At 67.5% G+C, this 23,123-nt stretch carries 21 protein-coding genes; 10 read left to right on the plus strand and 11 right to left on the minus strand.

Going from position 1 to position 23,123, the window contains the following annotated elements:
- Window positions 1-273 (plus strand): helix-turn-helix domain-containing protein (locus tag NM2_RS44570; RefSeq protein ID WP_157121893.1); only part of this gene is annotated, 273 nt, incomplete at its 5' end.
- A 26-nt stretch (window positions 274-299) separates the two neighbouring features.
- On the opposite strand, the gene NM2_RS44575 is transcribed toward NM2_RS44570, so the two are convergent.
- The 8 genes from NM2_RS44575 to NM2_RS44610 form a co-directional block, all read right to left on the minus strand.
- Window positions 300-767 carry a winged helix DNA-binding protein gene (locus NM2_RS44575; RefSeq protein WP_067683216.1) on the minus strand — a complete coding sequence of 156 codons (468 nt, stop codon included), beginning with the start codon at window positions 765-767 and terminating at the stop codon, window positions 300-302.
- Between the two features lie 81 nt (window positions 768-848).
- Entirely contained in the window at window positions 849-1,973 is a 1,125-nt protein-coding gene (locus NM2_RS44580; RefSeq protein WP_067683218.1) for a GAF domain-containing protein, read from the minus strand.
- A gap of 253 nt (window positions 1,974-2,226) precedes the next feature.
- On the minus strand, window positions 2,227-2,895 hold the full coding sequence (locus NM2_RS44585; RefSeq protein ID WP_157121896.1) for a hypothetical protein: 669 nt from the start codon (window positions 2,893-2,895) through the stop codon (window positions 2,227-2,229).
- Window positions 2,896-3,098: 203 nt separating this feature from the next.
- Window positions 3,099-3,830 carry a MerR family transcriptional regulator gene (locus NM2_RS44590; protein ID WP_067683221.1) on the minus strand — a complete coding sequence of 244 codons (732 nt, stop codon included), beginning with the start codon at window positions 3,828-3,830 and terminating at the stop codon, window positions 3,099-3,101.
- Window positions 3,831-3,898: 68 nt separating this feature from the next.
- A complete protein-coding gene (locus NM2_RS44595) occupies window positions 3,899-6,319 on the minus strand; it encodes a serine/threonine-protein kinase (protein WP_067683223.1) in 2,421 nt (806 codons plus the stop codon).
- A 126-nt stretch (window positions 6,320-6,445) separates the two neighbouring features.
- Entirely contained in the window at window positions 6,446-7,984 is a 1,539-nt protein-coding gene (locus NM2_RS44600; protein WP_067683225.1) for an amino acid permease, read from the minus strand.
- 136 nt (window positions 7,985-8,120) lie between these two features.
- Window positions 8,121-9,611, minus strand: a complete 1,491-nt coding sequence (locus NM2_RS44605) for an MFS transporter (protein WP_245718548.1) — start codon at window positions 9,609-9,611, stop codon at window positions 8,121-8,123.
- A 94-nt stretch (window positions 9,612-9,705) separates the two neighbouring features.
- Window positions 9,706-10,122 (minus strand): hypothetical protein, encoded by a 417-nt coding sequence (locus tag NM2_RS44610; protein WP_067683231.1) that lies wholly within the window; start codon window positions 10,120-10,122, stop codon window positions 9,706-9,708.
- A 294-nt stretch (window positions 10,123-10,416) separates the two neighbouring features.
- Here NM2_RS44610 and NM2_RS44615 point away from each other — a divergent pair, with 294 nt between their 5' ends.
- Window positions 10,417-11,037 carry a MerR family transcriptional regulator gene (locus tag NM2_RS44615; RefSeq protein WP_245718549.1) on the plus strand — a complete coding sequence of 207 codons (621 nt, stop codon included), beginning with the start codon at window positions 10,417-10,419 and terminating at the stop codon, window positions 11,035-11,037.
- Between the two features lie 7 nt (window positions 11,038-11,044).
- On the opposite strand, the gene NM2_RS44620 is transcribed toward NM2_RS44615, so the two are convergent.
- Window positions 11,045-12,691 (minus strand): helix-turn-helix transcriptional regulator, encoded by a 1,647-nt coding sequence (locus NM2_RS44620; RefSeq protein ID WP_067683233.1) that lies wholly within the window; start codon window positions 12,689-12,691, stop codon window positions 11,045-11,047.
- 528 nt (window positions 12,692-13,219) lie between these two features.
- Here NM2_RS44620 and NM2_RS44625 point away from each other — a divergent pair.
- The 4 genes from NM2_RS44625 to NM2_RS44640 all read left to right on the plus strand — a co-directional run bounded on the left by NM2_RS44625 (window position 13,220) and on the right by NM2_RS44640 (window position 17,709).
- Entirely contained in the window at window positions 13,220-13,765 is a 546-nt protein-coding gene (locus NM2_RS44625) for a TerD family protein (RefSeq protein ID WP_169816359.1), read from the plus strand.
- Window positions 13,766-13,954: 189 nt separating this feature from the next.
- On the plus strand, window positions 13,955-14,542 hold the full coding sequence (locus NM2_RS44630; RefSeq protein WP_067683234.1) for an aggregation-promoting factor C-terminal-like domain-containing protein: 588 nt from the start codon (window positions 13,955-13,957) through the stop codon (window positions 14,540-14,542).
- Between the two features lie 50 nt (window positions 14,543-14,592).
- On the plus strand, window positions 14,593-16,206 hold the full coding sequence (locus NM2_RS44635; protein ID WP_067683235.1) for a DUF885 domain-containing protein: 1,614 nt from the start codon (window positions 14,593-14,595) through the stop codon (window positions 16,204-16,206).
- A gap of 255 nt (window positions 16,207-16,461) precedes the next feature.
- The gene (locus NM2_RS44640) at window positions 16,462-17,709 is read left to right on the plus strand and encodes a DUF475 domain-containing protein (protein WP_084532280.1); all 1,248 of its coding nucleotides are present in this window, start codon (window positions 16,462-16,464) and stop codon (window positions 17,707-17,709) included.
- Here the strand turns inward: NM2_RS44640 and NM2_RS44645 are convergent.
- The gene (locus NM2_RS44645) at window positions 17,690-18,202 is read right to left on the minus strand and encodes a mycothiol transferase (RefSeq protein WP_067683237.1); all 513 of its coding nucleotides are present in this window, start codon (window positions 18,200-18,202) and stop codon (window positions 17,690-17,692) included. The two genes, NM2_RS44640 and NM2_RS44645, sit on opposite strands and share 20 nt — an antisense overlap.
- Before the next feature lie 146 nt (window positions 18,203-18,348).
- Between NM2_RS44645 and NM2_RS44650 the strand changes: the two genes are divergently transcribed.
- From NM2_RS44650 to NM2_RS44665, 4 genes are all read left to right on the plus strand, one after another.
- The gene (locus tag NM2_RS44650) at window positions 18,349-18,702 is read left to right on the plus strand and encodes a DoxX family protein (RefSeq protein WP_067683240.1); all 354 of its coding nucleotides are present in this window, start codon (window positions 18,349-18,351) and stop codon (window positions 18,700-18,702) included.
- A gap of 48 nt (window positions 18,703-18,750) precedes the next feature.
- Entirely contained in the window at window positions 18,751-19,389 is a 639-nt protein-coding gene (lipB, locus tag NM2_RS44655; RefSeq protein WP_067683242.1) for a lipoyl(octanoyl) transferase LipB, read from the plus strand.
- Between the two features lie 92 nt (window positions 19,390-19,481).
- Complete coding sequence (locus NM2_RS44660; protein WP_084532282.1) at window positions 19,482-19,844, plus strand: DUF1707 SHOCT-like domain-containing protein; 363 nt, start codon at window positions 19,482-19,484, stop codon at window positions 19,842-19,844.
- 20 nt (window positions 19,845-19,864) lie between these two features.
- A complete protein-coding gene (locus tag NM2_RS44665) occupies window positions 19,865-20,911 on the plus strand; it encodes an SPFH domain-containing protein (RefSeq protein WP_067683247.1) in 1,047 nt (348 codons plus the stop codon).
- Between the two features lie 526 nt (window positions 20,912-21,437).
- On the opposite strand, the gene NM2_RS44670 is transcribed toward NM2_RS44665, so the two are convergent.
- On the minus strand, window positions 21,438-23,123 hold a 1,686-nt coding region (locus NM2_RS44670), incomplete at its 5' end, for an NAD-glutamate dehydrogenase domain-containing protein (protein ID WP_174575756.1).

The following is a 23,123-nucleotide window of genomic DNA, read 5'->3' on the forward strand; positions in this document are numbered from 1 at the left end:
GCCCGGCTGCGCGGCCTGGGCCTGCGGCACGGCCGCCGCGGCCCGCGCAACCGCCCGAAATCCGGTTGGGCCGCACTGACTCCCACCGAACGGCGGGTCGCCGATTTCGTCACCGAGGGTTTGTCCAACTCCCAGATCGCCGCGCAGATGCTGCTGTCCCGGCGGACGGTGCAGACGCATGTGTCGAGCATTCTGGCCAAGCTCGATTTCACCTCGCGCGTGCAGATCGCGGTCAGTCAGGCCAACGGCACTCGGCCGCAAGAGGTTCGGTAATACCCGCGACGTGCGAAGCCACGGAATCAGTTCCGCGGCCGGCGGCCCGGGGCCTGCGGCTCGGGCCTGCGGTCACCGAGAATCTCGTCGGCAAGCACGCTCAGCCCCAGCAGGATTCGGTTCATCTGCGCCTCGGTGACATTCGGCAGGACCACGCGCACGCCCTCCTCGATCGACCTGGAGGTATCGGGCACCTGCTTGCGCGCCGCGCTGCCGGGCCGGACGGCGACCAGGGTGCGGCGGCCGTCGCGGGCGTCCTGGGAAACCTCGAACACACCCTGTTCTCGCAGGCGCACAACCGTTTTCGAGACGAAGCTCTGGGCCAGACCGGTCCGTTCCGCGATATCGCCGATGGCCGAGTCCGGATGGGCGGTGACGTCCTGCACGATCGTCACCATCCCGGCCGACATCCGCCGATCACCGGAGCACACGGTCGCGCTCGACGCGATCTCACGCAGGACGCGAACCAGCCGGTGTAGCTCGGCGACATTCATAGTTGCCGATGATACATCTCCGCAAATGCGCCTCTAACCTCGTGCGATCATCCATCACCATGAATGAGAACACGATTCACGTCAGGGGATGCGATGCCACGCTGCCCCGACCTCCTCAGCGAGCGTCGTGCGACACCGTGACCGTTCCACCACCATGCGGGGTTTGACCGGCGCCGAATCCTCGGGGACCGCGACGCGCACGAATTCGGCGATCGCCAGATGCCGGGCCGAATACCCGGGATAGGGATACAGCGACAGCGCCGCGGGAGTGTAACCGCCGCAATGGTTCAGCACCCGCAGCGTCACCGTCGCGGCAGCGCCGGAGCGCAGCCGTTCGGCCATATCCGCAAGTTGTGCGCGATCGTCCGGATGGAACACCTCGACCGGGGAGGCCAGGTTGTCCCAGCGCACCCAGGGCGCGGGATCGGTCAGCCAGTGCGAGATGCTCGCGTGCTCCACCTGCAGCACGCCCAGATGCGTCCCCGCGCGACGATGCGCCTCGCGCAGAGCGACCCGTTCCAGCGTCGTCGCCTGCGCATGGGGATCGACCGGTCCGGCGTCCTCGATCAGCAGCCACGCGCCACGGGTGCGCAGGTCGTCGCGGGCCCGCATGGAGATCAGCCAGCGGCCCGAAATCCCGACTGTCACATCGAATTGCAGGCTCGCGCCCGGATTCGGATCGTAGAGCAGATCCAGCACCTCGGCGTGCCGGTCGAAACCGGTCCAGCGATGGAACAGCTCAGCGATCGACATGGCCGGCGCGTAGTGCTCCGGCGGCATCCCGGCCAGTTCGGTCACCCCGGCGGGCAGCCGGATCGTCTGCGAGGCCAGATCCCAGATCCCGCCGACCGCGGGAGCCGGAACCGGCACCCGCGCCCCGACCGGCCCGATCCACAACCGCACCGCGTGCACGTCACCCGCGGGGCCGAGCACCGGACGGGCGAGCATCCGGTGCGGACCGGCGTCGGTGACCATGCGCAGATCCACCTCGACCGCGTCGCGGGACGCGGCCGAGAGGGCCTCGCAGGCACTCGCGGTGGACAGGCCGTATGCCGAGGGCATCTTCGCCAGCAGTCGCTGCACGACTCGCTGCCAACCGGCGAACTCCCGCGGCTGTCCGCCGACCGACGCGGCCGACATGCCTTCGGGCGCCAACATCTCCACCGTCAGCCACGGGTTGTTGCGCGGCACTTCAAACGAACCCATGTCAAGCATGCAACTCCGCGGTGATCGCGGAAACATCCGCCAAGATACGTAGACGGGAAAATATTTCCGCGCAGAAGGATTCACAGCCCGCACATGACCGAACAGGCAAGACGCCAGTTATGGGGGCACCGGCGCAGTGCGCGTGCGACCCATGGTCAACTGTTGAAATCGAAACTATGTTGCCGACACCGTATCGTCAACGCCGTCGGCACATACACAGCCGATTCCCAGTCGCGGGAAACATTTCCGGACGTCAGCCGCACTGCGGGCGGGTGGCGTCACAGAATCCGTGGCCGCCGTTGGGCGCCACATTGTTCTGCGGATCGACCTTCACCGGCGGGACGAACATGTTCCAGAGCATCCCGCCGTCCCGCAGCCACTGATTGAAGGCCGCGCCGGGCGACGGGACCGGCGCAACCGGGAGGGACCGCTGCAGATCGGCGGCCGGGGCCGAATTCTCGCTCGGGTTGGGCGTCGAGGAGTTGGGATTCGAGTGGTGCGGCACCGTGATGTTCGGGAGCGCATACGAGGGCGCGGAGTGCGAGGGAGCCGAATGCGAGGGCCCGGTCGCGCCCGGGAGCGAATGCGAGGGAAGCGAATACGAGGGAGCCGAATGCGAGGGCCCGGAGTACGAGGGGGCCGAATGCGACAGCGACGAGTCGGAGGGAGACGAGTAGGACGAACCCGAGTGATCGCTGGACGTCCCGCTGTTGTGCGACCCCGGTGAGTTCACGCCGGAGTGGGACGTGCCGGCCGGACCCGAGTGCCCGCCACCACCGTTGCCGTGACCGCCACCCGATCCGGGAGCCGCGCCGGCCAGGCCCGCCGAACCGATCGACACCGCGACCGCCACCGCGACGCAGGTCAGGAACCGCGAACCGAAAGGATTCCGTTGAACACCGTTGAGCTTCGAGACATTCATCTTCGTACCGTCCATCGACGTCTTATAAGAAGGGCTGCCCGGCGACGTCGATCTCACGAGCAGTGCTTATCACGTATTCAATGTACCGCTGAACAACGGCACATTAAACTCGCACTCTTGCCAGCACCGGGAAACCGGGAAGCGGCATGAGATAAGCGTCCCGACTCGCGGGGCACGATCCGCGATCGGCGACGCTGCCGGGCTCAGCCCTCGGCGAGCACCTCGGTCAGTTCGGTATCGCCGTCCAGATATTTGGCGATGGAACGCTCGACCAGCTCGGTGGCGGTCTGCACGGCGACCGACCGGGTCGCGGTGAGCTGTTCGGTCAAGTGCGCCAGATCATCCGGGGCGTGCTCGGACTCCTGATACCGCGCCCACGCGGTGCGCTGGAACAGCTCGACCACCCGCCGCGCGATGCGATCGCAGTCGGTGCGCATCTTCTCCAGGTCGGCGAGAATCTCCTCGGCGGGCAAACCGACGCCGGTCAGCTGCTCGACCACCCGCACCAGCTTCGCATCGGCCACCCGATAGGTCGCGGCGTCCACCGGCTCGTACAACCCCAGGCCGACCACGCGGGCCAGCCCGTGCGGGACGTTGCTGTACCGCTCGGCGAGTTCGGTGGCGGCGATCGTGTCATCGGACGACGGTTCGGTCTCCGGCGATACGTCCGATTCCATCACGCCCAGGATGTCACCGAGGTCGTCCCCGCGATCCCACGCCTCGAGCAGCTCACGGATCCCGTTGAGCTTGATCCCGCGATCCAGCAACCGGCTGATGGTGGCCACCCGGTTCAGATGTTCGGGCCCGTAGAACCCCGTTCTGCCGCGGACCTCCGGTGAGGGAAGCACGCCGCGTTCGTGGTACACGCGAAGGCTGCGCACCGTCGTCCCCGCCGCACGCGCGAGCTCATCGATCGTGTACTCCACACTCGCCATACATAAAGGAAACCACAACTAAATAGCCGTGCGTATCTTCGCCGGTGGGTATCGCCGCCGACGAAGGCTCACCACCAGCTGCGCGGGCGGACCTGGTTGGCCAGGTCGATCAGCCGATACCGGTGCCAGCGGTCGGGCGCGATCTGGGCCAGCGCGCGCAGACTCGATTCCAGCCCCTGGCGCAGGCCCGTCGGCGTGACCGGAAATCCGAGGATGCGCTCCAGCCGCGCGGGCTGGGCGCCGGCGCGCAGCCACTCCACCGCCGCACCCACCACGATCACCTTCAACTGCAGGGTCCGCGGGTCGTCGGGCAGGGCCGACAGGCGCGCGGCCGCGGTGGCCAGATCGCTCTCGGTGATCTCGGCGGTCGGCCGCGAGACCAGCAGCAACGAACCGGTCATCTGCGCGATGGCGTGATGCCGTGAGGCGGCGGGCACCTCGTCCAGCACCGCGACGGCCTCGAGCAGATCACCGTCCGCGGCCAGCCGCCTGGCCAATCCGAACGCGGCGCTGACCACGCCGTGATTGGTGCGCCACACCGTGCGGTAGTGCTCCATCGCCGCATCGTGCAGACGGTCGGGATCACCCGGTTCGTCGAGGTGCTGCAACATCAGTTCCGCCGCGGCGGCCAGCGCCAGCGGCGGGGCGATCTCACCGGGCACCATCGAGTGCACGGTGTCGAAATGCCGGTAGCCCAGCTCGAAATCGCCGTCCAGCAGCGCGGCGACGCCCAGATGCCATTCGATGCGCCAATCGCCGGCGTGCCGGGGCGTCAACTCGTCCAGCAGCGCGCGAGCCTGGACCACGTCACCGAGCTCGAGGTGGGCCTGCGCCGCGGCCAGCGCACCCTCGAGTTCGAAGGATTCCGGTTCGGCAACGACCCCGGCCGCGATGCGAGCGCTGGTGCGCCGCAACGCATCCAGGACCTGATGCGGGTCACCGCGCAGCAGCGGCAGCAGCAGTTCGGCGCTGGGATCCTCGGTGTCGATCAGTGGCGCCGGAAGCGCGGCGACCACATCGGCCACATCGACCGTGGGCATGCGCTGGGTGCCGTCGATCACCCGGTCGGTCTGGCCGATGAGCGTGTCGATCCCGAAATCGCCCAGTATGGAAGCGAATTCGGCCGATGCCTGGGGATGCTCGCGGCCGCTGTCCACGGCCAGCACCATCCGCAGCACGCCGACCAGCTGGCAGTACATCGCATAGGCCGAGGGGAAACGTCGTCGGGGGTCGGGATCGGTTGCCCGGCAGAGCAATCGGTGCAACCCCGGATACCGCCGCAGCAGCGGTTCCTGTTCCGGCGATGGGATGACCGGAGCCAGGTTGCCGTCGCGTTCGAGCGGCAGATCCAGGATCAGCGCGGCCAGGGTCCGGCCGGCCGAATACAGGTCCGCGGCCACGGTGGGCCCGGTCTCGGTGATCTCCGGCGCCTGGTATCCCGGTGTGCCGTAGATGCTTCCGTAGGAATCGAGGGCGGCGACCGCGCCGAGGTCGATGAGTTTGACCTCGTCCTCGCTGACCATGATGTTGTCGGGTTTGAGGTCGTTGTAGGCCAGGCCGAACGAATGCAGGTAGTCCAGCGCGGGCAGCACCTCCATCAGATACGCGATCCCCTCGGCCACCGGAATCCGCTGCGGCGCAAGAACATCGAGCATCTTCTTGAGCGACCGCCCGCCGACGTACTCCATGACGATGTATCCGGCCGCGATATCGCGGCCCGCGGAGGCGTGCTTGACGAAGTTGTGGATCTTGACGATGCCCGGATAGGCCATCTCCGACAGGAACTGCCGCTCGGCCAGCGCCACCACGTGCGCCTCGAAGTCGAGCGGATTCTGCAGACCCTTGAGCACCACCCAGCGGTCACTGACGTTGCGGTCCACGGCCAGGTACACCCAGCCCAGGCCGCCGTGCGCCAGGCAGCCCTGGACCTCGTACTGCCCGGCGACCAGTTCGCCGGGCACCAGCGTGGGCCGGAAGTTGAACGGTGATCCGCAGGCCGCGCAGGTGCCGCTGATCTCACCGGGGCCCTCTTCGGTCCGGCGGCCGACGGGCGCATCGCACTTCCAGCAGAATCGCTTGACCTCGTGCACTTCGGGGTCGGTCAGCACCGCGGCACGCGGATCGAGTGGAGTCACCTTGGGCATCTCCACCAGCCCACCACCCAACTTGCGCACGCTGGGCCGGGATCGAGCGCTGCGGCCCGATCCGCGGCCGGTGTCGGCATCGGATTCGACCGCGGCCGAATCTGATTCGGCCAGCAGTTCGAGCTCGAATTCGGCCTCGTCGCGCCGACGCGCCACCGGCCGGGCGCGCTGTGCCGAAAACTGTTCCGAGAAAACCGGATTCGGCATCCGGCCCTCGGGCGCGGCCGGGCCCCGAGTGGACCACGGATGAGCGGTCGAGCGCCCCGGCAGCTCGCTTCCGCGCATGCGCCGATTGGCCCACGGGTGCGGCAGCGGTTGGTCGGGCGCCTCGGAGTGCTCGGGCATGGGAACCTTTCGTACCCATTGGTGAGTCGGGCTCTCATTCTGGTCCGCCATCGATATCGTCGTGGAGGAGTTGTTCCCTCCGGTGGGAATATGCTTGCCGGGCGTTCCGCCCGGTCCGCGCGAGGCTCAGGCCCGGTCGGACTCGACGACCACGTCCACGGTCAGCTCCTGCGAATCCGGTTCGGGCGCAGGCGGTTCGGGCAGGTGCGGCGACTGCGCGCTGACCGCACGCCAGGTCGCGGCGACGTCGGCGGCCCGCCGGCGCGCCAGCAGCCATCCGGCCGTCAGCACCGGCAGCATCACCACCACGACCGCGATGACCGCGCCGCGCTGCACGACGTCGTCGCTGACCGCCATCAGCACGACCACGCTGAACAGGAACACCAGCGTCAGGACGCCGGTCCACGGCGCACCCGGCAGCCGGAACGCCGGACGCTGTGCCAAACCCTTGCGACTCCACCACCACAGGCGCAGTTGACATGCCACGATCACCGACCACGCGGTGATGGTGCCCAGCGCCGACATGTTCAGCACGATCTCGAACGCCCTGTCCGGTACCACGGCGTTCAAGCCCACCCCGATCAGCGCGATCGCGCCGGTGGCGAGAATCCCGACATAGGGCACGCCCGAACCGGACATCCGCGCACCCAGGGCCGGCGCACTGCCGTTCACCGACATCGAGCGCAGAATGCGGCCGGTCGAATACAGCCCGGCGTTCAGGCTGGAGAAACCCGCGGTCAGCACGACGAGATTCATGATGGTGCCCGCGCCGTGTACGCCGAGCCGGGCGAAGAAGGTCACGAACGGACTCTGGCCGCCCACGAAATCGCCGTAGGGCAGCAGCAGGCCCAGCAGCACCAGGGACCCGACGTAGAACAGCGCGATCCGCGCGATCACGGTATTGATCGCGCGGGGCATGACCTGCTCCGGACGTTCCGCCTCACCGGCCGCGGTGCCGACCAATTCCACTGCGGCGTAAGCGAATACCACACCCGTTGTCACGGTGACCAGCGGCAGCACACCGACCGGGAACAGCCCGCCGTTCTCGGCCAGCAGGCCGAATCCGGTCTGCTGCCCGCCGATGGTGAACCGGCCGCCGAGGATGATCGAGCCGACGACCAGGAAGGCGACCAGGGCGACGACCTTGATCAGCGCGACCCAGAATTCCAGTTCGCCGAACCAGCGCACCGAGATCAGGTTGAACGCGACCACGATCACCAGCGCCACCAGCGCGATCGCCCACTGCGGCAGGACCTGGGTCGCGCCCCAGTAATGCACATAGGTGGCGATGGCCGTGATGTCGACGATGCCGGTCATGCACCAGTGGAAGAAATACATCCAGCCGACGCCGAAAGCCAGCTTCTCCCCGTAGAACTCGCGCGCGTAGGAGACGAACGAGCCCGAGGACGGCCGGTGCGAGACCAGCTCACCGAGGGCCCGCAGTACGAAGAAGACGAAGACGCCGCATACCGCGTACACCAGGAACAGTCCGGGTCCGGCGTGTTCGAGCCGATCCGCCGAGCCCAGGAACAGTCCGGTGCCGATGGCTCCGCCGATGGCGATCATCTGTAGCTGCCTGGGCCGCAGCGACTTGCGGTAACCAGTGTCCTCGTGGTGCAGACCTGCGGACGGAGCGGTCGACCGGGGCGGGTGAACGGCTGTCATGACACGGCCTTTCAAGTGACGATAATCATATCGCCACTTAATGTACCGCCAAACATCGGCACATTAATCCCAGTTTTGGGAACCCCTGGCCGGTCGAGCAGCTATGGCGCCCGGGCGGGCTCGGGACACCTGCCACTCAGACCCGCGCTCGGCCGGATTCCCCGAGTTCGTCCGAATTCGCCTTGGACAGCGGCTCGGCGATGTTCTCCAGCGACTTCCCCTCGGCATCGACCCCGAAGAACCAGGCGACCAGGCCGCCGAAGATCATCGCCGCCGCACCGATGAGATAGCCGATCGCCAGCGGCAACCGGTCCATACTCGGATTGTCGGCCCCGCCCACCAGGAGGCTGAACAGGTAGGGAGCCAGCACGCCGCCGGCGCCCTGGGAGATGGCGAAGAAGAACGAGATCGCCTGCCCTCGCAGTTCCAGCGGGAAGATCTCGCTCACCGTGAGATAGGCCGAGGACGCACCGGCCGAGGCGAAGAAGAAGATGACGCACCAGAAGGCGGTCTGCGTGGCGGCATTCAGGATCCCGGCGTGGAATGCCCAGGCGGACAAGGCGAGCAGCGCACCGGAGAGCACATACGTCCCGCATATCATCTTGCGACGCCCGATGCTGTCGAACAGCGGACCCAGCACGATCGGGCCGATCAGGTTGCCGATCGCGAACGGGAAGAAGTAGTACCCGGTGTGATCGTCGGACACGTGATAGAAGTGGGTCAGGACCTGCGCCTCGGTGAAGAAGATGGCGTTGTAGAGGAATGCCTGCGTCACCATCATCGTGAATCCGAGGAAGGACCGGGATGGGTAGCGCCCGAAGAAGATTCGCGCCATCTGCAGATAGGACACCCGATCGCGCTCGACGATCTCGATCGCCTGGGCCTGGTCCACCGGCGGCAGATCCACTCCCCTGCTGCGGACGTGTTCCTCGATCTCGGCCACGGTGCGTTCGGCCTCCACCGCCCGGCCGTGGGTCAGCAGCCACCGCGGGCTCTCCGGGATCTGGCGGCGCAGGAAGATGATGATGAATCCGAGCACCGGGCCGATGAAGAATCCGATGCGCCAACCCCATTCGACGGGCACGTAGTGCTCGTTGTACAGCAGCAGACTGGCCGCTGCGCCCAGAGCCGCACCGCCCCAATAGGTTCCGTTGATCGCGATATCCACCCGGCCGCGATAGCGCGAGGGCATGATCTCGTCGATCGCGGAGTTGATCGCGGTGTACTCGCCACCGATGCCCATGCCCGCGATGAACCGGAAGATGAACAGCGACATGGCATTCCAGGAGAAACCGGCCAGCCCGCTGCCGATCAGATAGATCGCCAGCGTCAGGATGAACAATTTCTTGCGGCCCAGTTTGTCGGTGATCCGGCCGAAGAACAGCGCGCCCACCACCTGCCCGGCCAGATACCACGAGCCCATCGCACCGACCTCGCCGTGCGTCAGGTGCAGGGTGTGCTGGTTCTGCAGCAGCGAGCCCATGCTGGAGACGATCTGGATCTCCAGACCGTCCAGGATCCAGGACACCCCGAGTCCGACGACGATGAGCCAGTGAAATCTGGCCCACGGCAACCGGTCCATTCGCGCCGGGACCAGACTTCGAATGATAGTGCTGGGTGTTGACACTGTACTGTCACCTCGATGTGAACGGACGGATTCGGCTGCCGCGAGCGACGATCCGGTGGATCGGAGACCGACTTCGCGGTGCAAATGTAGTGGGTCAGCCGCAGGCTGTGCCGGTGGACCGTAAACCCCGGCCCAGTACGAGGTGCCGCCGCGGCACCTGCGGCGCGTGCTCCGCCGTCCGGGGGCGCTCGCTGTGCCGGATGATCCGCAGCGGGGGCTTGCGATCGGCGGCCGCGATCCGATGGCGCTCCAAATTCTCCATAACCCGCCCGGCGGCGTCGTAGGCCACGCCCGCCCAGATCATCGAACGCGGTCCCATCCCCCGATCGATCAGGGTGCGAGCCGATTCCGCGCATTGGCTCAGCAGCGGGCAGTCCTGGCAGATCCGCACGGCGGCACGCCACGATTCGGGCGTGCCGACGTCCAGATCCCAATCGTTGGGCCCCTCCGCACAGGATGGCCGCCGCGCGCTCGCCGGCGGAAGTGCCGAGGATGTGGAAGATCCCGCCATGGGTGCGGGTGTATGAAAAGTGGTCACAGCCGTCTCCGAGGATGCCGAGGGCACGCCACGAGACGGGCGTGTCCATGGGAGGGACGTCATCGGGGCCGATCTACGGTCCCCGGAAGCGGCGAAAAACGCCGTACTCGAACGCTAACGCACAACGACTCCGAGAGCAATAGATTGTGCCGTCAAATAACGGTACATTGACCTATGGTCACCAGAGACATACCGTTGACCATGGAACCGTTGTATCGCGGTACATATAAGAAGAGACGAGTTGGGCTTTTCCCAGGGGGTCTGGCTGTGCAAGCGGAGTACACGATCGATGAGCTGGCCCGGGTGGCGGACACCACCGTTCGCAGTGTGCGGGTGTATCACGAACGTGGTCTGCTGCCCTCCCCCGAACTCCGCGGTCGCATCGGCTACTACGGGTCCGCGCACCTGCACCGGCTACAGACCATCAGCCGCCTGCTCAGCCGCGGGATGAAACTCAACGGCATCCGTGAACTGCTCGAGGCCTGGGACCGCGGTGACGGACTCGCCGAAGTCCTGGGCGTCCCCGGACAAACGTCCGATCGGGCCACGGTAGCGGTCACCCGCCCCCAGCCGATCGTGCGCCTCCCGGTGGACGCCGGGCCCGCACCGGAAGATGTGGAAACGCTCGCGATCCAACGGCGCGCCGCCCCGCGCCACGCCGATCCGGCCACCCGCCTCATCGACGCCGGACTCAGTTCCACCGAGGCGCTCGCGCTGATCGATCGATTACGCGCGGACTGTGATCGGATCGCCGAACAGCATGTGGGAGAGCTGTTCCACCATCACGCCGGGCTCGAATCCACCACCGAGACAGCCCGTCTCGCGGTGACGCGCGCGCTCACCGAACTGCTGGATCACGCCTTCGCCCGACGCCCCGGTTTGCGGTGAGCGCTCCTCACCGACGCTGCGCGTAGGCCACCGCGACCTGGACGCGAGAGCGCAGGCCGAGTTTGGACAGAATGTTGGACACGTGCGTCTGCACGGTCCGCCGGGACAGAAACATCTTCTCGGCGATCTCGGCATTGGAACATCCCTCCGCCACCTGCACGGCGACCTTCCCCTCCGTCGCGGTCAACGCATCCCATCCGGTCTTGGGCCGTCGGCGCGGGCCCCGCGCACCGCGCCCCGTACCCAGTTCCCGCAGCCGAGCCTGCGCGCGGGCGGTCTCCGGTACCTCGCCCAGGACCTCGTAACGCCGCACCGCCGCCTCGAGCGCGGCACATGCCTCGGCACTGCGGCCGTTGCGAACCAGCATCTCCGCGAGGTTCTCCCCCGCCAGCGCGGCGAACCGGGGACGCTCCGAACGCGCGAATTCCGCCACGGCCTCGGCGACCAGGTCGGCATCGCCGTCGGCGAGTCCGCGGAACAGCAGGACGGTGGTCGGGTCGCCGGGTGTCGACAGGGTCTCCACCAGCGATTCCGCGGCCGCGGCGGCCACCGTGCCCTCGATGAGTTCGGCCACCCGGTCCACTGCGGCCGTCGACGAAACCTGCTGGACCGCTTGCGAATTCGTGGAAGGCTCCGCGATCCGCAGCAGATGCAGCCCCGCCACCTCGACGTGCCGGCGCAATGTGGCCCGGATCGACGGGGACACCTGTTCGGCGAGGGCCCGGCGAACCAGATCGTGCCGGAAGACCAGTTCGTCACCGTCGTGCACGAGCAGGCGCGCCTCGACCGCGGCTCGGATCTCGTTCCACACGTCGATCAGCGAAACCCGAAGGATCTCAGCCAGTTTCACCGGATCGATGCGCGGGGTCAGCGCGGCGGCCACCTCGAGGGTGTGCCGGGCCGATTCGGGCAGGAAGTCCAGCCGCCGGGTGATCGTCGCCGACAGCGTGTCCGGGAGTCCGGCCTCCGGCTCGGCGCAGGCCCGTCCGTCCAGCAGATCGGTGAGATACAGCGGATTTCCGGCCGCACCCGCGATCAGGGCGTTCAGCTGCGGTCCGGGCGGCGCGCCGAGCGACTGTTCGACCAGCCGGTTGACGTCCGCATCGGCCAACGGCCCCAACGGCATTCGCCGCGCGCCCACCGCGTCGAACTCCGAGAGCAGCCGCGGCAGGCCCGGCGCCAGCGGATAGGGACGCATGGCCGCCACGACCAGCATCGGCATGGTGTCCACCGCGACGCTCAGCCAGCGCAGCGCCGACAGACTCGCCACGTCGGCCCAGTGGATGTCGTCCACCAGCACCGCCACCGGTCCGTCCGAGCACCACTGGCTCAGCAGATCCGAGAGAGCGCCGGCGGGCCCGGTCGCGCCACCGCGCAGGTCGCCCAGCACCACGTACGAACCGATGGCCGCACCAGGAATCGGCTGGTCCGCCTCGGTCGCCGCGCCGAGCAGAACCCGCATCCCCTCCGCCGACGCCATATCGACGACATTGCGCAGCAGCGAGGTCTTCCCGATTCCCGCCTCGCCCTCGATCAGCACGAAGGCGCCGCCGCGACCGGACACAACCCGGTCGATCAGCGCGGCGATCCGCGCCATCTCCGTGCGACGCCCGACGAGATGGGCGGCCTGCTCCAGGGGTTCGATCGCTGTCATCCGGCGTACATCACTCCTACGCTACCGATTTCGAGTGCGCCGGAAGGCCCTGCCGAGCCGCCGGTGCACCCCACGAATTACATCACAATAGATTTATGTCGCGCTCTGTACTACCGAAATTGACACAGCGGAAACATGAGCCCAACAGCGGGCGGCGAGCGCCCGAAGCTATCATGCTCTCGCACCTGGGAATTGCGGCGCGAATTACGGCAGATGAGCATCGTGTGCATCCGAGGTGACCAGCGGGTAACCGATTCACACTCCTGAACGAGCCGGTGCTGAACACCCGCGCCGCACCGGCTCTCGGCTCGCCACACCGCCGTCGAATCACGCCGGCGGACGTCGTCGCCGGTCGATGCGCACCCGCCGCCCCTTCCCGGGTATGAAAAAATTTACATCTCGAGAGATGTATTTTTGGCTCGCGAGCGGGGCCGGACCTCGCCGATGTGGCCGTCCCGGCGAGCGGCACCTACAGTGGGACAACATCATTGGTTCGATGGCGGGGAGTCCCCGCAGAAGGGGTGGGTCGTGCCGATCCCATTGCGCGCCACGGACGGCGCACCGCTGGAGAACATCGCGATGGGATTGGGCTGGGATGCGGCGAAGCGGCGGCTGTTCGGCTCGCAACCGGACGCCATCGACCTGAACGCGGCCGCACTGCTGTTCAGCGGTGACCAGCTGGTGGAGGCGGTCTACCACGAGCGGCTCGAGTCCAGCGACGGCGCGGTGCGCCTGCACGCGGACAATCTCACCGGCGACGGCCCCGGCGACGACGAGACCATCACCCTCGACCTGAACCGGCTGCCGTCGCGGATCAGCGGTGTCGCGCTGCTCGTAACCTGTTACACCGGACAGACATTCAACAAGATCCGCAACGGATTCTGCCGCCTCCTGGACCGCCGATCCGGCACCCAGATCACCTGGCAGACGATGCTGCGCGGGCCGCACACCGGCATGATCATGGGCATACTCCTGCGCACGAACGACGGCTGGTACTACACCGAGATCGCCGAGGGCATCACCGCGGATCATCCGCGCGAGGCGATGCCGCAACTCGCGCGTTACCTGTCCTGATCCGCAGCCCGGCATCCGCGCCGCGCGCGCTGCACACCGGACACGCCGTATCTTCGCGAACGATCTTGTAACAGTGTGGATACGGTGCGACAGCTTTCCTGAAACCGCCCTGAACTCATGCTTTCCTGATCGTGCTCCTTTCGCAACCCGCACGTGCCAGCACAGCAGGTCGATGTGGAAGGCTCAGAAATGTCGAAACAGCGCACGTCTCGATTAGGCAGAATCATCGCCGGACTGCTCTGTGCCGCAATCGCTTCGGTCGGCATCGCGACACTCTGGCAACCCGCGCCCGCGCGCGCGGACTGCGCCACCATATGCGACGAGGCCGCGACTCCGGCGGGCCTGGCCTCCGGATCGGCGTCGGCGGGATCCTCCGCGGCGGGATCCTCGTCGTCCGGATCGTCGGCGGCCGGATCCTCGTCGTCCGGGTCCTCGACCCTGGGACCGAATCTGACGGGTATGGGCCTGAGCCTGGTCATGCCGGTGATGGGTTTCGCGCCGCGCACGCTGGCCCGGATGATCGTGCCGTACAACCAGTTTCCCTCCTTCGACAACGTCATCACCAACGAGAGTTCGTGGAATGTCTTCGCGATCAACCCGAGATCGGGCGCCTATGGACTCGGGCAGGCGCTGCCGCCACAGAAGATGGCCCCGTTCGGCGCGGACTGGCAGTTCAATCCCGCGACGCAGATCCGCTGGGCCTACACCTACATGTGCGAACGGTACGGCAGCCCGGACGGCGCGTGGGCGTTCTGGCAGGCCCATCACTGGTACTGAATCACCGTCGCATGCACCGTATGCGCGGACCCTGCCGGTAGCGTGGGCGCATGACCGAGAGCTTCGTGACACGGGCCGGGCGGATCGTCGACGCGATACTCCAGGCCGATCCGGTGACCGCACTGTACGTCGGCGACCACCGGGCCGACGATCGGCTGCCGGACCTGTCGCCCGAGACGGTGCGTGCGCAGACGGCCATGTTGCGCGAGGCCTCGCACGCCCTGGCCGAGGTGGACGCGGACGATCTCGGCGCATCGGACCGGGTCGATCACGCCCTGCTGCAGCAGGAGGTGGACCGGCGGATCTTCGGCCTCGAGGAATTGCGCGAGCACGAGTGGAATCCCCTGGTGCACAATCCGGGACCGCTGCTGCACGGGCTGCTGGCACGGCCGTTCGCGCCGCCGGAGCATCGGCTCGAACTGCTCACCGCCCGCCTCACCGCCCTGCCCGACGCCCTGGCCACCGCCCGCGCCGTGCTGCGGGACTGCCCGCGAATCCACGTCGAGACCGCGATCGAGCAGTTCGCTGGGGTATCCGCGCTGATCCGCGAGCAGACCCCCGCACTGGCCGGGCAGGTGCCGGGCGCGCGGATCGACTCGGCCGCGGCGGCGGCAACGGCCGCGCTCACCGAATTCACCGGCTGGCTCACCGATCTGCTCGACCGATCCGAGCGCGATCCCCGCCTGGGCCGCCGACTCTGGGAGGCCACGCTGTGGCACACCCTGGACACCGAACTGAGCTCCGCGCAGATACTCGATCGCGCACATCGGCACCTCGATCACGTCCGGGACGAGATCCGCAGCGCCGCAGGCGAACTCCTGGGCGTCGCCGATCCGACCGACGACACGGTGCGCGCCGCGATGCACCACCTGGCCGCCGAACACCCCACCGACGAGACCGTCCTGGCCACCGCGACAACCGCTCTCGAGGAAGCCGAAACCTTCACCACCGCACAGGATCTGGTGACGCTGATCGACGATCCGTTGATCGTGCAGGAGATGCCGGAATTCGCCCGCGGCGTGGCCGTGGCCTACTGCGACTCACCCGGTGCGCTCGAAATTGACGGCGCGCCAACATTTTTCGCTATCTCGCCGACCCCGCGAGACTGGACGCCCGAGCGCGTCGCGTCGTTCTATCGCGAATACAACGACCACATGATGCGCAATCTCACCGTGCACGAGGCGATGCCGGGCCACTATCTGCAGTTGGCCCACGCGCGCCGGTTCCGCGGGTCCACCGCCGCGCGCGGACTGTGCGCCAGCGGCACTTTCATCGAGGGCTGGGCCGTCTACGCCGAAGAGCTGATGTCCGAGCGGGGATTCGGCGGTCTGCCGGTGCGGCTGCAACGGCTCAAATCCCATCTGCGGATGACCATCAACGCGATCCTGGATCAGGGCGTGCACTCCGGCGACCTGTCCGAGGCCGAAGCCATGGATCTGATGCGACGCCGCGGATTCCAGGAGGAGGGCGAGGCGGCGGGCAAATGGCGGCGCGCGCAGCTGAGCGCGGCCCAGCTGTCGACCTATTTCGTCGGCTACAGCGAGGTCTCCGCGATCGCGGCGGCACGTCCGGCGGGCACGACGGTACGGGACTGGCACGATGCCATGCTCGCGCAGGGGTCGCCCTCGCCGCGTCATCTGGCGGGGCTGATCACACCCGCCTGAAGACCCGCGCGCGGCGTGAAGTTCGTCTCTCGCGCTACCGATCCGGACAATCCGGACGATCTGCGACACTCCGCTGGGAAGGCATTTCGCACCCGTTGCACCTGCGAAGATCGATTTCGGCAGCGTCAGCGATTGTCGTACCCGCGCAAGGCCTGTCACAATCGTGTTCAGGGTAACGATCGCCGCACTGGTGCCGTCATCCATCGAATGAGCACGCCGCGGGCTCAGGCCAGGGCTGACGAAAGGCGCGTCGTCATGTTTTTGCGAGTGTTCGCTCCGTCGTTCATCGTCGCTATCGCAGCGCTCGTTACAGCGCTGATCTACGGCGGCCCGCAGGGTCTCGTCGCCGCGGCGGTGCTCGGCGTGCTCGAGGTATCCCTGTCGTTCGACAACGCAGTGGTGAATGCCGGTGTGCTGCAACGCATGAGCGTGTTCTGGCAACGCATGTTCCTGACGATCGGCGTGGTGATCGCGGTCTTCGGGATGCGGCTGCTGTTCCCGCTCGTCGTGGTCGGGATCGGGGCACACATCGATCCGATCCAGGCGCTGAATCTGGCGCTGCACCCACCGGCGAACGGCGCGCACTACTTCGCCGACGGGACGCCCAGCTACGAAACCCTGTTGAACCAGGCCAATCCCAAGATCGCCACCTTCGGCGGGATGTTCCTGCTGCTGCTGTTCCTCAACTTCGTCTGCCAGAAGCGTGAGATCACCTGGCTGACTTGGATCGAAGTTCCGCTGGCCCGGCTCGGCCGGTTCGCGATGTTCCCCGTCGTGGTCTCCCTCGTCGCGCTGGTGCTGGTCGCGGGGGTGATCGTCCCCGACGGTCAGGCCAGTGTGGTGATGGTCGCCGGTGTTCTGGGCATCGTGACCTATCTGCTCGTCGACGGTCTCGGCGCGCAGTTCGACACCGAACACAGCGGCCCGTCGCGTGCCGTGGTCGCCACCGGCCGGGCGGCCTTCTTCGGCTTCCTGTACCTGGAGGTGCTGGACGCGTCGTTCTCCTTCGATGGCGTGATCGGCGCGTTCGCCATCACCTCGGACCCGATCATCATCGCGCTCGGGCTCGGACTCATCGGCGCGATGTTCGTCCGCTCGATCACCGTCTACCTGGTGCGCAAGGGCAGCCTGACGGATTACGTCTACCTCGAACACGGTGCGCACTGGGCCATCGGCGCGCTCGCGGTGATCCTGCTGTGGTCCACCGGACATGCCATCGATGAGGTCACCACGGGCCTGATCGGCGTCGCGATCATCTTCCTCGCCGTCCTGTGCAGCTGGGTGTACATCCGCAGGCACCGCGGGCAGGGTTTGCCAGCGGAGGCAACCGGACACGAGGCCGAGGAGGACGATCCAGCCCTGTCCGCGGAACAGCCCCGCGAGGGTGGCGACGCGGCGCTGCACCTGCACGGACCGGAACTACTGCAGAAGGTGCCGAACCCATCCCCGGTCAACGGATTCGGCATCGCGCGCGAGGCGCTGCCTAACTCGTCCGGGCAATAACCCCGCGCAGGTAGGCGGCCTGCCCGGCGTGCTGTAGATCGTCGGAAATCACGCTGACCAGCCGCACACCGAGGGTGACCGGCGGATTCCAATGGGTGTCCACCACCCGGGACAGGTCCGCATCGGTCAGCTCCCGCACATAGCGCAGCGTGTGCTCGTGGACCTCGTCGTAGTAGCCGGTGAGCAGCTCGGCCGGGGCCTGGATCAGCGCCACATCGTCGGCGGAATCGCCGTAACCCGTGGCACGCGGGTCGATCGGCAGGGCGAACCGGTCGAACCAGCCGTGCGCGGTCCAGACCTGCTCGAGCCCGGCCACATCGGCGATGTGATCGTCCTGCACCCTGGTCAGATGCCAGACGAGCCAGGCGATGGAATTGGCGCCCGGATCGACCCGGAAGTTCAACGCCGCCGCGTCGAGCCCGTCCACCGCCTCGTGCACGACCTCCCGCACGCGTTCGTATCCGTCGAGCAGAACCTCGGCACTCGTCGCCATCGTTCGAACTCCGTCCCCACGTAGGAATCTCGTCGTCTCCCCCGACCGTACTCAGTCACACCGACAACGCCGCCCTGTCACACTCCCGGCGTCCGATTCGTCTACCCCGTATACACGGACCGAATCCGTGAAAGGAGACGAATTCCATGACCATCGCCTATTACGTCGTCGCGGTGATCGCGGCCCTGTGGATCGGGTTCTCGAGCTATTCGCTGTTCGCGCGCAAGGCGTTCGTGGTCGATTCGCTGGTGGACTACGGGGTGCCGCGATCCTGGTGGAACTGGCTCGCCCTGGCCAAGGGTGCGGGTGCGCTCGGCCTGATAGTCGGGACTTTCATTCCCGTCCTCGGCATCGCCGCAGCCGTCGGGCTGATCCTGTACTTCCTCGGCGCGGTCGCGACCACCTTGCGCGCGCACTCCTACAAGACCACCCCCTACCCGATCCTGTACCTGATCCCCGCCGCGGCCACCCTGGCCTTGCAACTGGCAGCCGCTGCCTGATCACGCCCAGATTCGGTTGGTCCGGACCCGGGGGGCAGAATATCCACCATGAAGGTCAGGCCGTTGCTGCTCATCCAGGATGATCTCGTCGAGTACGACAAGGCCATGGCGCGGATGGCGGAGATGGTCGAGCAGCGGCAGCGGGACGAGCGTCCGGATACGTTGTGGCTGCTGAGTCATCCGCAGGTGTACACCGTCGGGCGGCGGACTCCACTGGAACATCTGCCCGATCCGGCGCATCACATTCCGGTGGTGGAGACGACGCGCGGCGGGCAGTTGACCTATCACGGGCCCGGCCAGCTCGTCGGGTACCTGATCGTGAAGCTGGCCCAGGGCGAGGGTGTGGTGGACTACATCCGCGAGGTGGAGTTCCGGCTCATCGAGGCGCTCGGGGAGCTCGGCATCCGGGCCGAACGTCGCGATACCCCGCCCGGCTCGGAACTGCTGACCGGGGTGTGGACCAGTGCGACCGGCCGCAAGATCGTCTCCATCGGCATGCGCCAGAGCCGGGGGGTCACCAGCCACGGCTTCGCGCTCAATGTCGACGGCGATCTGGCGCCCTGGCAGTGGGCGGTGGCCTGCGGCCTGCCCGAGGTCGATATGACCTCGGTGCACCGCGAATCCGGTGCGGGGACGATGGATCGGGTGCGTCCCGTCGTCGCCGAGGCATTCGAAGCCGCACTCTAGGCCCACGTCAGGGCGCGAGACTTCCCGCCGGTGGTGATTCGAGCACGCGGGCGGCACCGGTCCGCGGACTTATCCTGCTCATTGTGGATGACATGCCGTACGCCCGACTCAGCACCGCTGAACGCGAGCGCGCACTGCATGAACTCGCCCATCATCTGAGCGTCGGCCGGCTGACCCCGGCCGAGTTCGAGGAGCTCACCACGCGCGCCACGGCCGCCGCCAGCCCGGCCGAGTTGGCCGGTCTGCTCGCCGATCTGCCGGGCCAGGCGCCCCGGCCCTCGACCGAACCGCCCGCTCGCCCGCTGGCTCCGGTCGCGGTGCTGGCGGCGATCGTGATCCTCGGCGCGATCGGCGCGAGTGTGCTGTCGGGAAATTGGCTGTGGCTGTTGCTGATTCCGGGTATCCCGGCCGTGATCCTCGGTGCGCGAACCATTTTCGCACATCGTCCGGTCTGATTCGCTGAGGGAGTTCTGATATGGCGTGGTTCGATCGGGAGTTCATCGCCGTACCCGAGGCCCGCAAGAACCAGCTGGTGTACAAGTGGCCGGATGTGAGTATCCGCCGCTACTCCCGGGCCGTGGTCAATGCCGACGAGATGGCGTTGTTCGTCAAATCCGGGCAGGTGGTCGCCACGATGGGGCCCGGACGGCACCGGATCGACGCCGACGAGCTACCGGTGCTGGGCGCGCTGGTCGACTCGGTCACCGGCGGCAACTTCTATCGCGCCGAGCTCTACTTCGTCTCCACCCGGGAGTTTCCGGGCGTCAAATTCGGCGGGCGGCTGGCCGATATCGTCGACCCGGCCAGCGAGCAGGTGGTGACGTTGCGCGCCTTCGGCGAATTCGCGCTGTCGGTGCGCGAACCCGGGCAGCTGATCACCGCACTGGCCGGAACCACGGATCTCACCGATCCCGCCGCGGTGCGGAACTGGTGCTCGGAGCTGCTGCTCAAATCCATGAAAGTGACCATCACACAGGGGATTTCCGGCCGCGAATGGCCGATTCTGGGGTTGCCCGCACATCTGCACGCCATCGAATCGGCGGTGCTGCGCCAGACCAACACCACCCTCTACGAATACGGTCTGCGCATACCGCGAATGGGCAACTTCGACGTCACCCTCGCCCCCGAGGACGCCGAGCGGCTCAAGCGGCTGGCCAAGGATATGACCTATATCCGCCTCACCGGCGACTTCCAGCGCTACGCGGCAGGCGAATTGGCGCTCGACGCGGGCCACGGGCTGGCCCAGGGCGGGGGCGGGGGCGGTGGATTCCTCGGTGCGGCCTTGGGCCTCAACGCAATTGCGCCGCACACGACCGCGCATCCGGCTCCCGCCACGGCACAACCCGCCGCCATGCCCATCTGCCCGGCCTGCAGCACACCCAACCCGGCGGGCGGGCGATTCTGCGCGAACTGCGGCGAGCATCTGAAAACCCCTGAGCCACAACACTGTACGTCCTGCGGACACGAGCTGCCCGCAGCAGCCAAATTCTGCAGCTCCTGCGGCGTAGCCACCGGACGCTGACCGCCCGCGCCCCCGAAGCCACAGCCGAGCCGGTGATACCGCCGGATCGTACGGCCTGGTCGAGCGGTCCGACCAGCGCGAGCAGCATGACCGACCGGACCGACCGCATCGTGCAACGCGCCAACCGCATCGGGCAGCATGGCCGAGCAAGACCACGCGACGCAACCAACCGGCTCGCGCAACACAGCCAACCGAGCCGTACAGCGCAGCCAACCGGCTCGTCCAACACAACCAAACCGAGTCGGGCGCAACACAGCCAACCGGCCCGTGCAACACAACCAACCGAGCCGTACAGCGCAGCCAACCGGCTCGTGTGCAACGCCGTACAGCGCAGCCAACCGTGCCGTAGCGCAGCCAACCGGCTCGTGCAACACGACCAACCGGGCCGTACAGCGCAGCCAACCGGACTGGTCCAGCGCAGCCAACCGGGCCGCGCAACACAGCCAACCGGGCCGCGCAACACAGCCAACCGGGCCGCGCACCCAGGATGGGGCGCGGCCCGGTTGTCAGCCGAGGTCGATCCAGGTCAGTCCAGGACGGTCGCGCCCGAGTCGCCGGTGCCGACGAGGCCGCGGAACTGGCGGGCGGCGACGGAGAGGGTCGCCAGATCCTTGCTGTCGCTGGCGAAGATGTCCGTCATCGCCGATCGGGCGCGGGCCAGGCGCGGGCGGTTGGTGGACTCCCAGTAGGCGATCTTCTCCGCGGCGCTCTCGGCGGGTTCGGTGATGGTCAGGACATCGATCGTGAGCGAGCGCAGTGAGCCGTACAGATCGTCGCGGACGGCGAGCCGGGCCAGGGTGCGCCAGCGGTCGCCGCGATCGAGTCCGGCGACCTCGGTGAGCAGGCGCTGGATCTCGAAGCGGTCGTCCAGGGCGTAGTAGAGGGCCACGACCTCCTGCGGGTCGCGCTGGGTGATGTCGGCGATGTCGAGCACGTCCAGCAGGGAGAACCGGTGGATGAGCAGATACACCTCCTCGGCCAGATCGCGCGGGGCGCCGCGGTCGATCGGCCCGCGGGAGCGCCGCAGCAGATCGGCGGCGAGCGGACCGGGCTGCCAGGCGGGCACCGCGAGTGTTCGCACCCCTTCGCGATATCGCGCGATATCCGCGCCGATCGCGATCGGCTGCGGGCGGTGGGCCAGCAGCCAGCGGCAGGCGCGATCGAGGGTGCGCTCGGTCTCCAATTCCAGTTCGTCGCGGACCGCGGCGGGCATCGGCGTGGTGCGGATGCGCTCCCACAGCGAGTGCAGATCGAAGATCTCCACCGCCGCGGTGAAGGCGCGCACGGCATCCGCGGCATCGGCCCCGGCCTCCTCGGCCAGCCGGAACGCGAAGGAGATGCCGCCGTAGTCGACCATCTCGTTGACCACCGTCGTGGCGACGATCTCCCGGCGCAGCGGATGCCTGCGGATCGCCGCGCCGAACCGCACGCTCAGCGGCTCCGGGAAGTAGCCGGGGAGCCGGGCGGCGAAGGCCGCGCTGTCCGGCAGATCACCGGCCAGCAGCTCCTGCTTGATCGAGAGCTTCACGTGCGCGAGAAGATTCGCGATCTCGGGTGAGGTCAGCCCTTCGCCGAGCACCGCGCGCTCGCTCAGTTCGGCATCCGAGGGCAGCGCCTCGAGCGCACGGTCCAGGCCGTGCCGGGTCTCGAGGTCGGCGATCAGCCTGCGGTGCACCCCTAGCATCGACCGCGCGTCGCTCCGGGACAGACCCATGCAGAAGTTCTGGGAAATGTTGTCCCGCAGAACGAGTTCGGAGACCTCCTCGGTCATCGAGGCCAGCAGCCGATCGCGGTCGGCCGCGGGCAGTTCGCCGCCGGTCACCAGGCCGTCGAGCAGCACCTTGATGTTGACCTCGTGGTCCGAGCAGTCCACACCGGCGGAGTTGTCCAGCGCGTCGGTATTGCACTTGCCGCCGTGGCGGCAGAATTCGATCCGCCCCAGCGGGGTGAGCCCCAGATTGCCGCCCTCGCCGATCACCTTGGCCCGCAAGCGATTCGCATCGACGCGGACCGGATCGTTGGTCTTGTCACCGGCATCGGCGTTGGATTCGGTCGACGCCTTCACATACGTGCCGATACCGCCGTTCCACAGCAGATCCACCGGTGCGAGCAGAATCGCCCGGATCATCTCGGCGGGCGAGAGCGAGCTCGCCCCTGGGGGAAGTCCGAGCGCGGCGCGCACCTGCGGTGTGACCGGTATCGCCTTGGCCGA

Origin of the sequence: Nocardia miyunensis NBRC 108239 (assembly GCF_001613065.1) — a bacterium.
Lineage (GTDB): Bacteria > Actinomycetota > Actinomycetes > Mycobacteriales > Mycobacteriaceae > Nocardia > Nocardia miyunensis.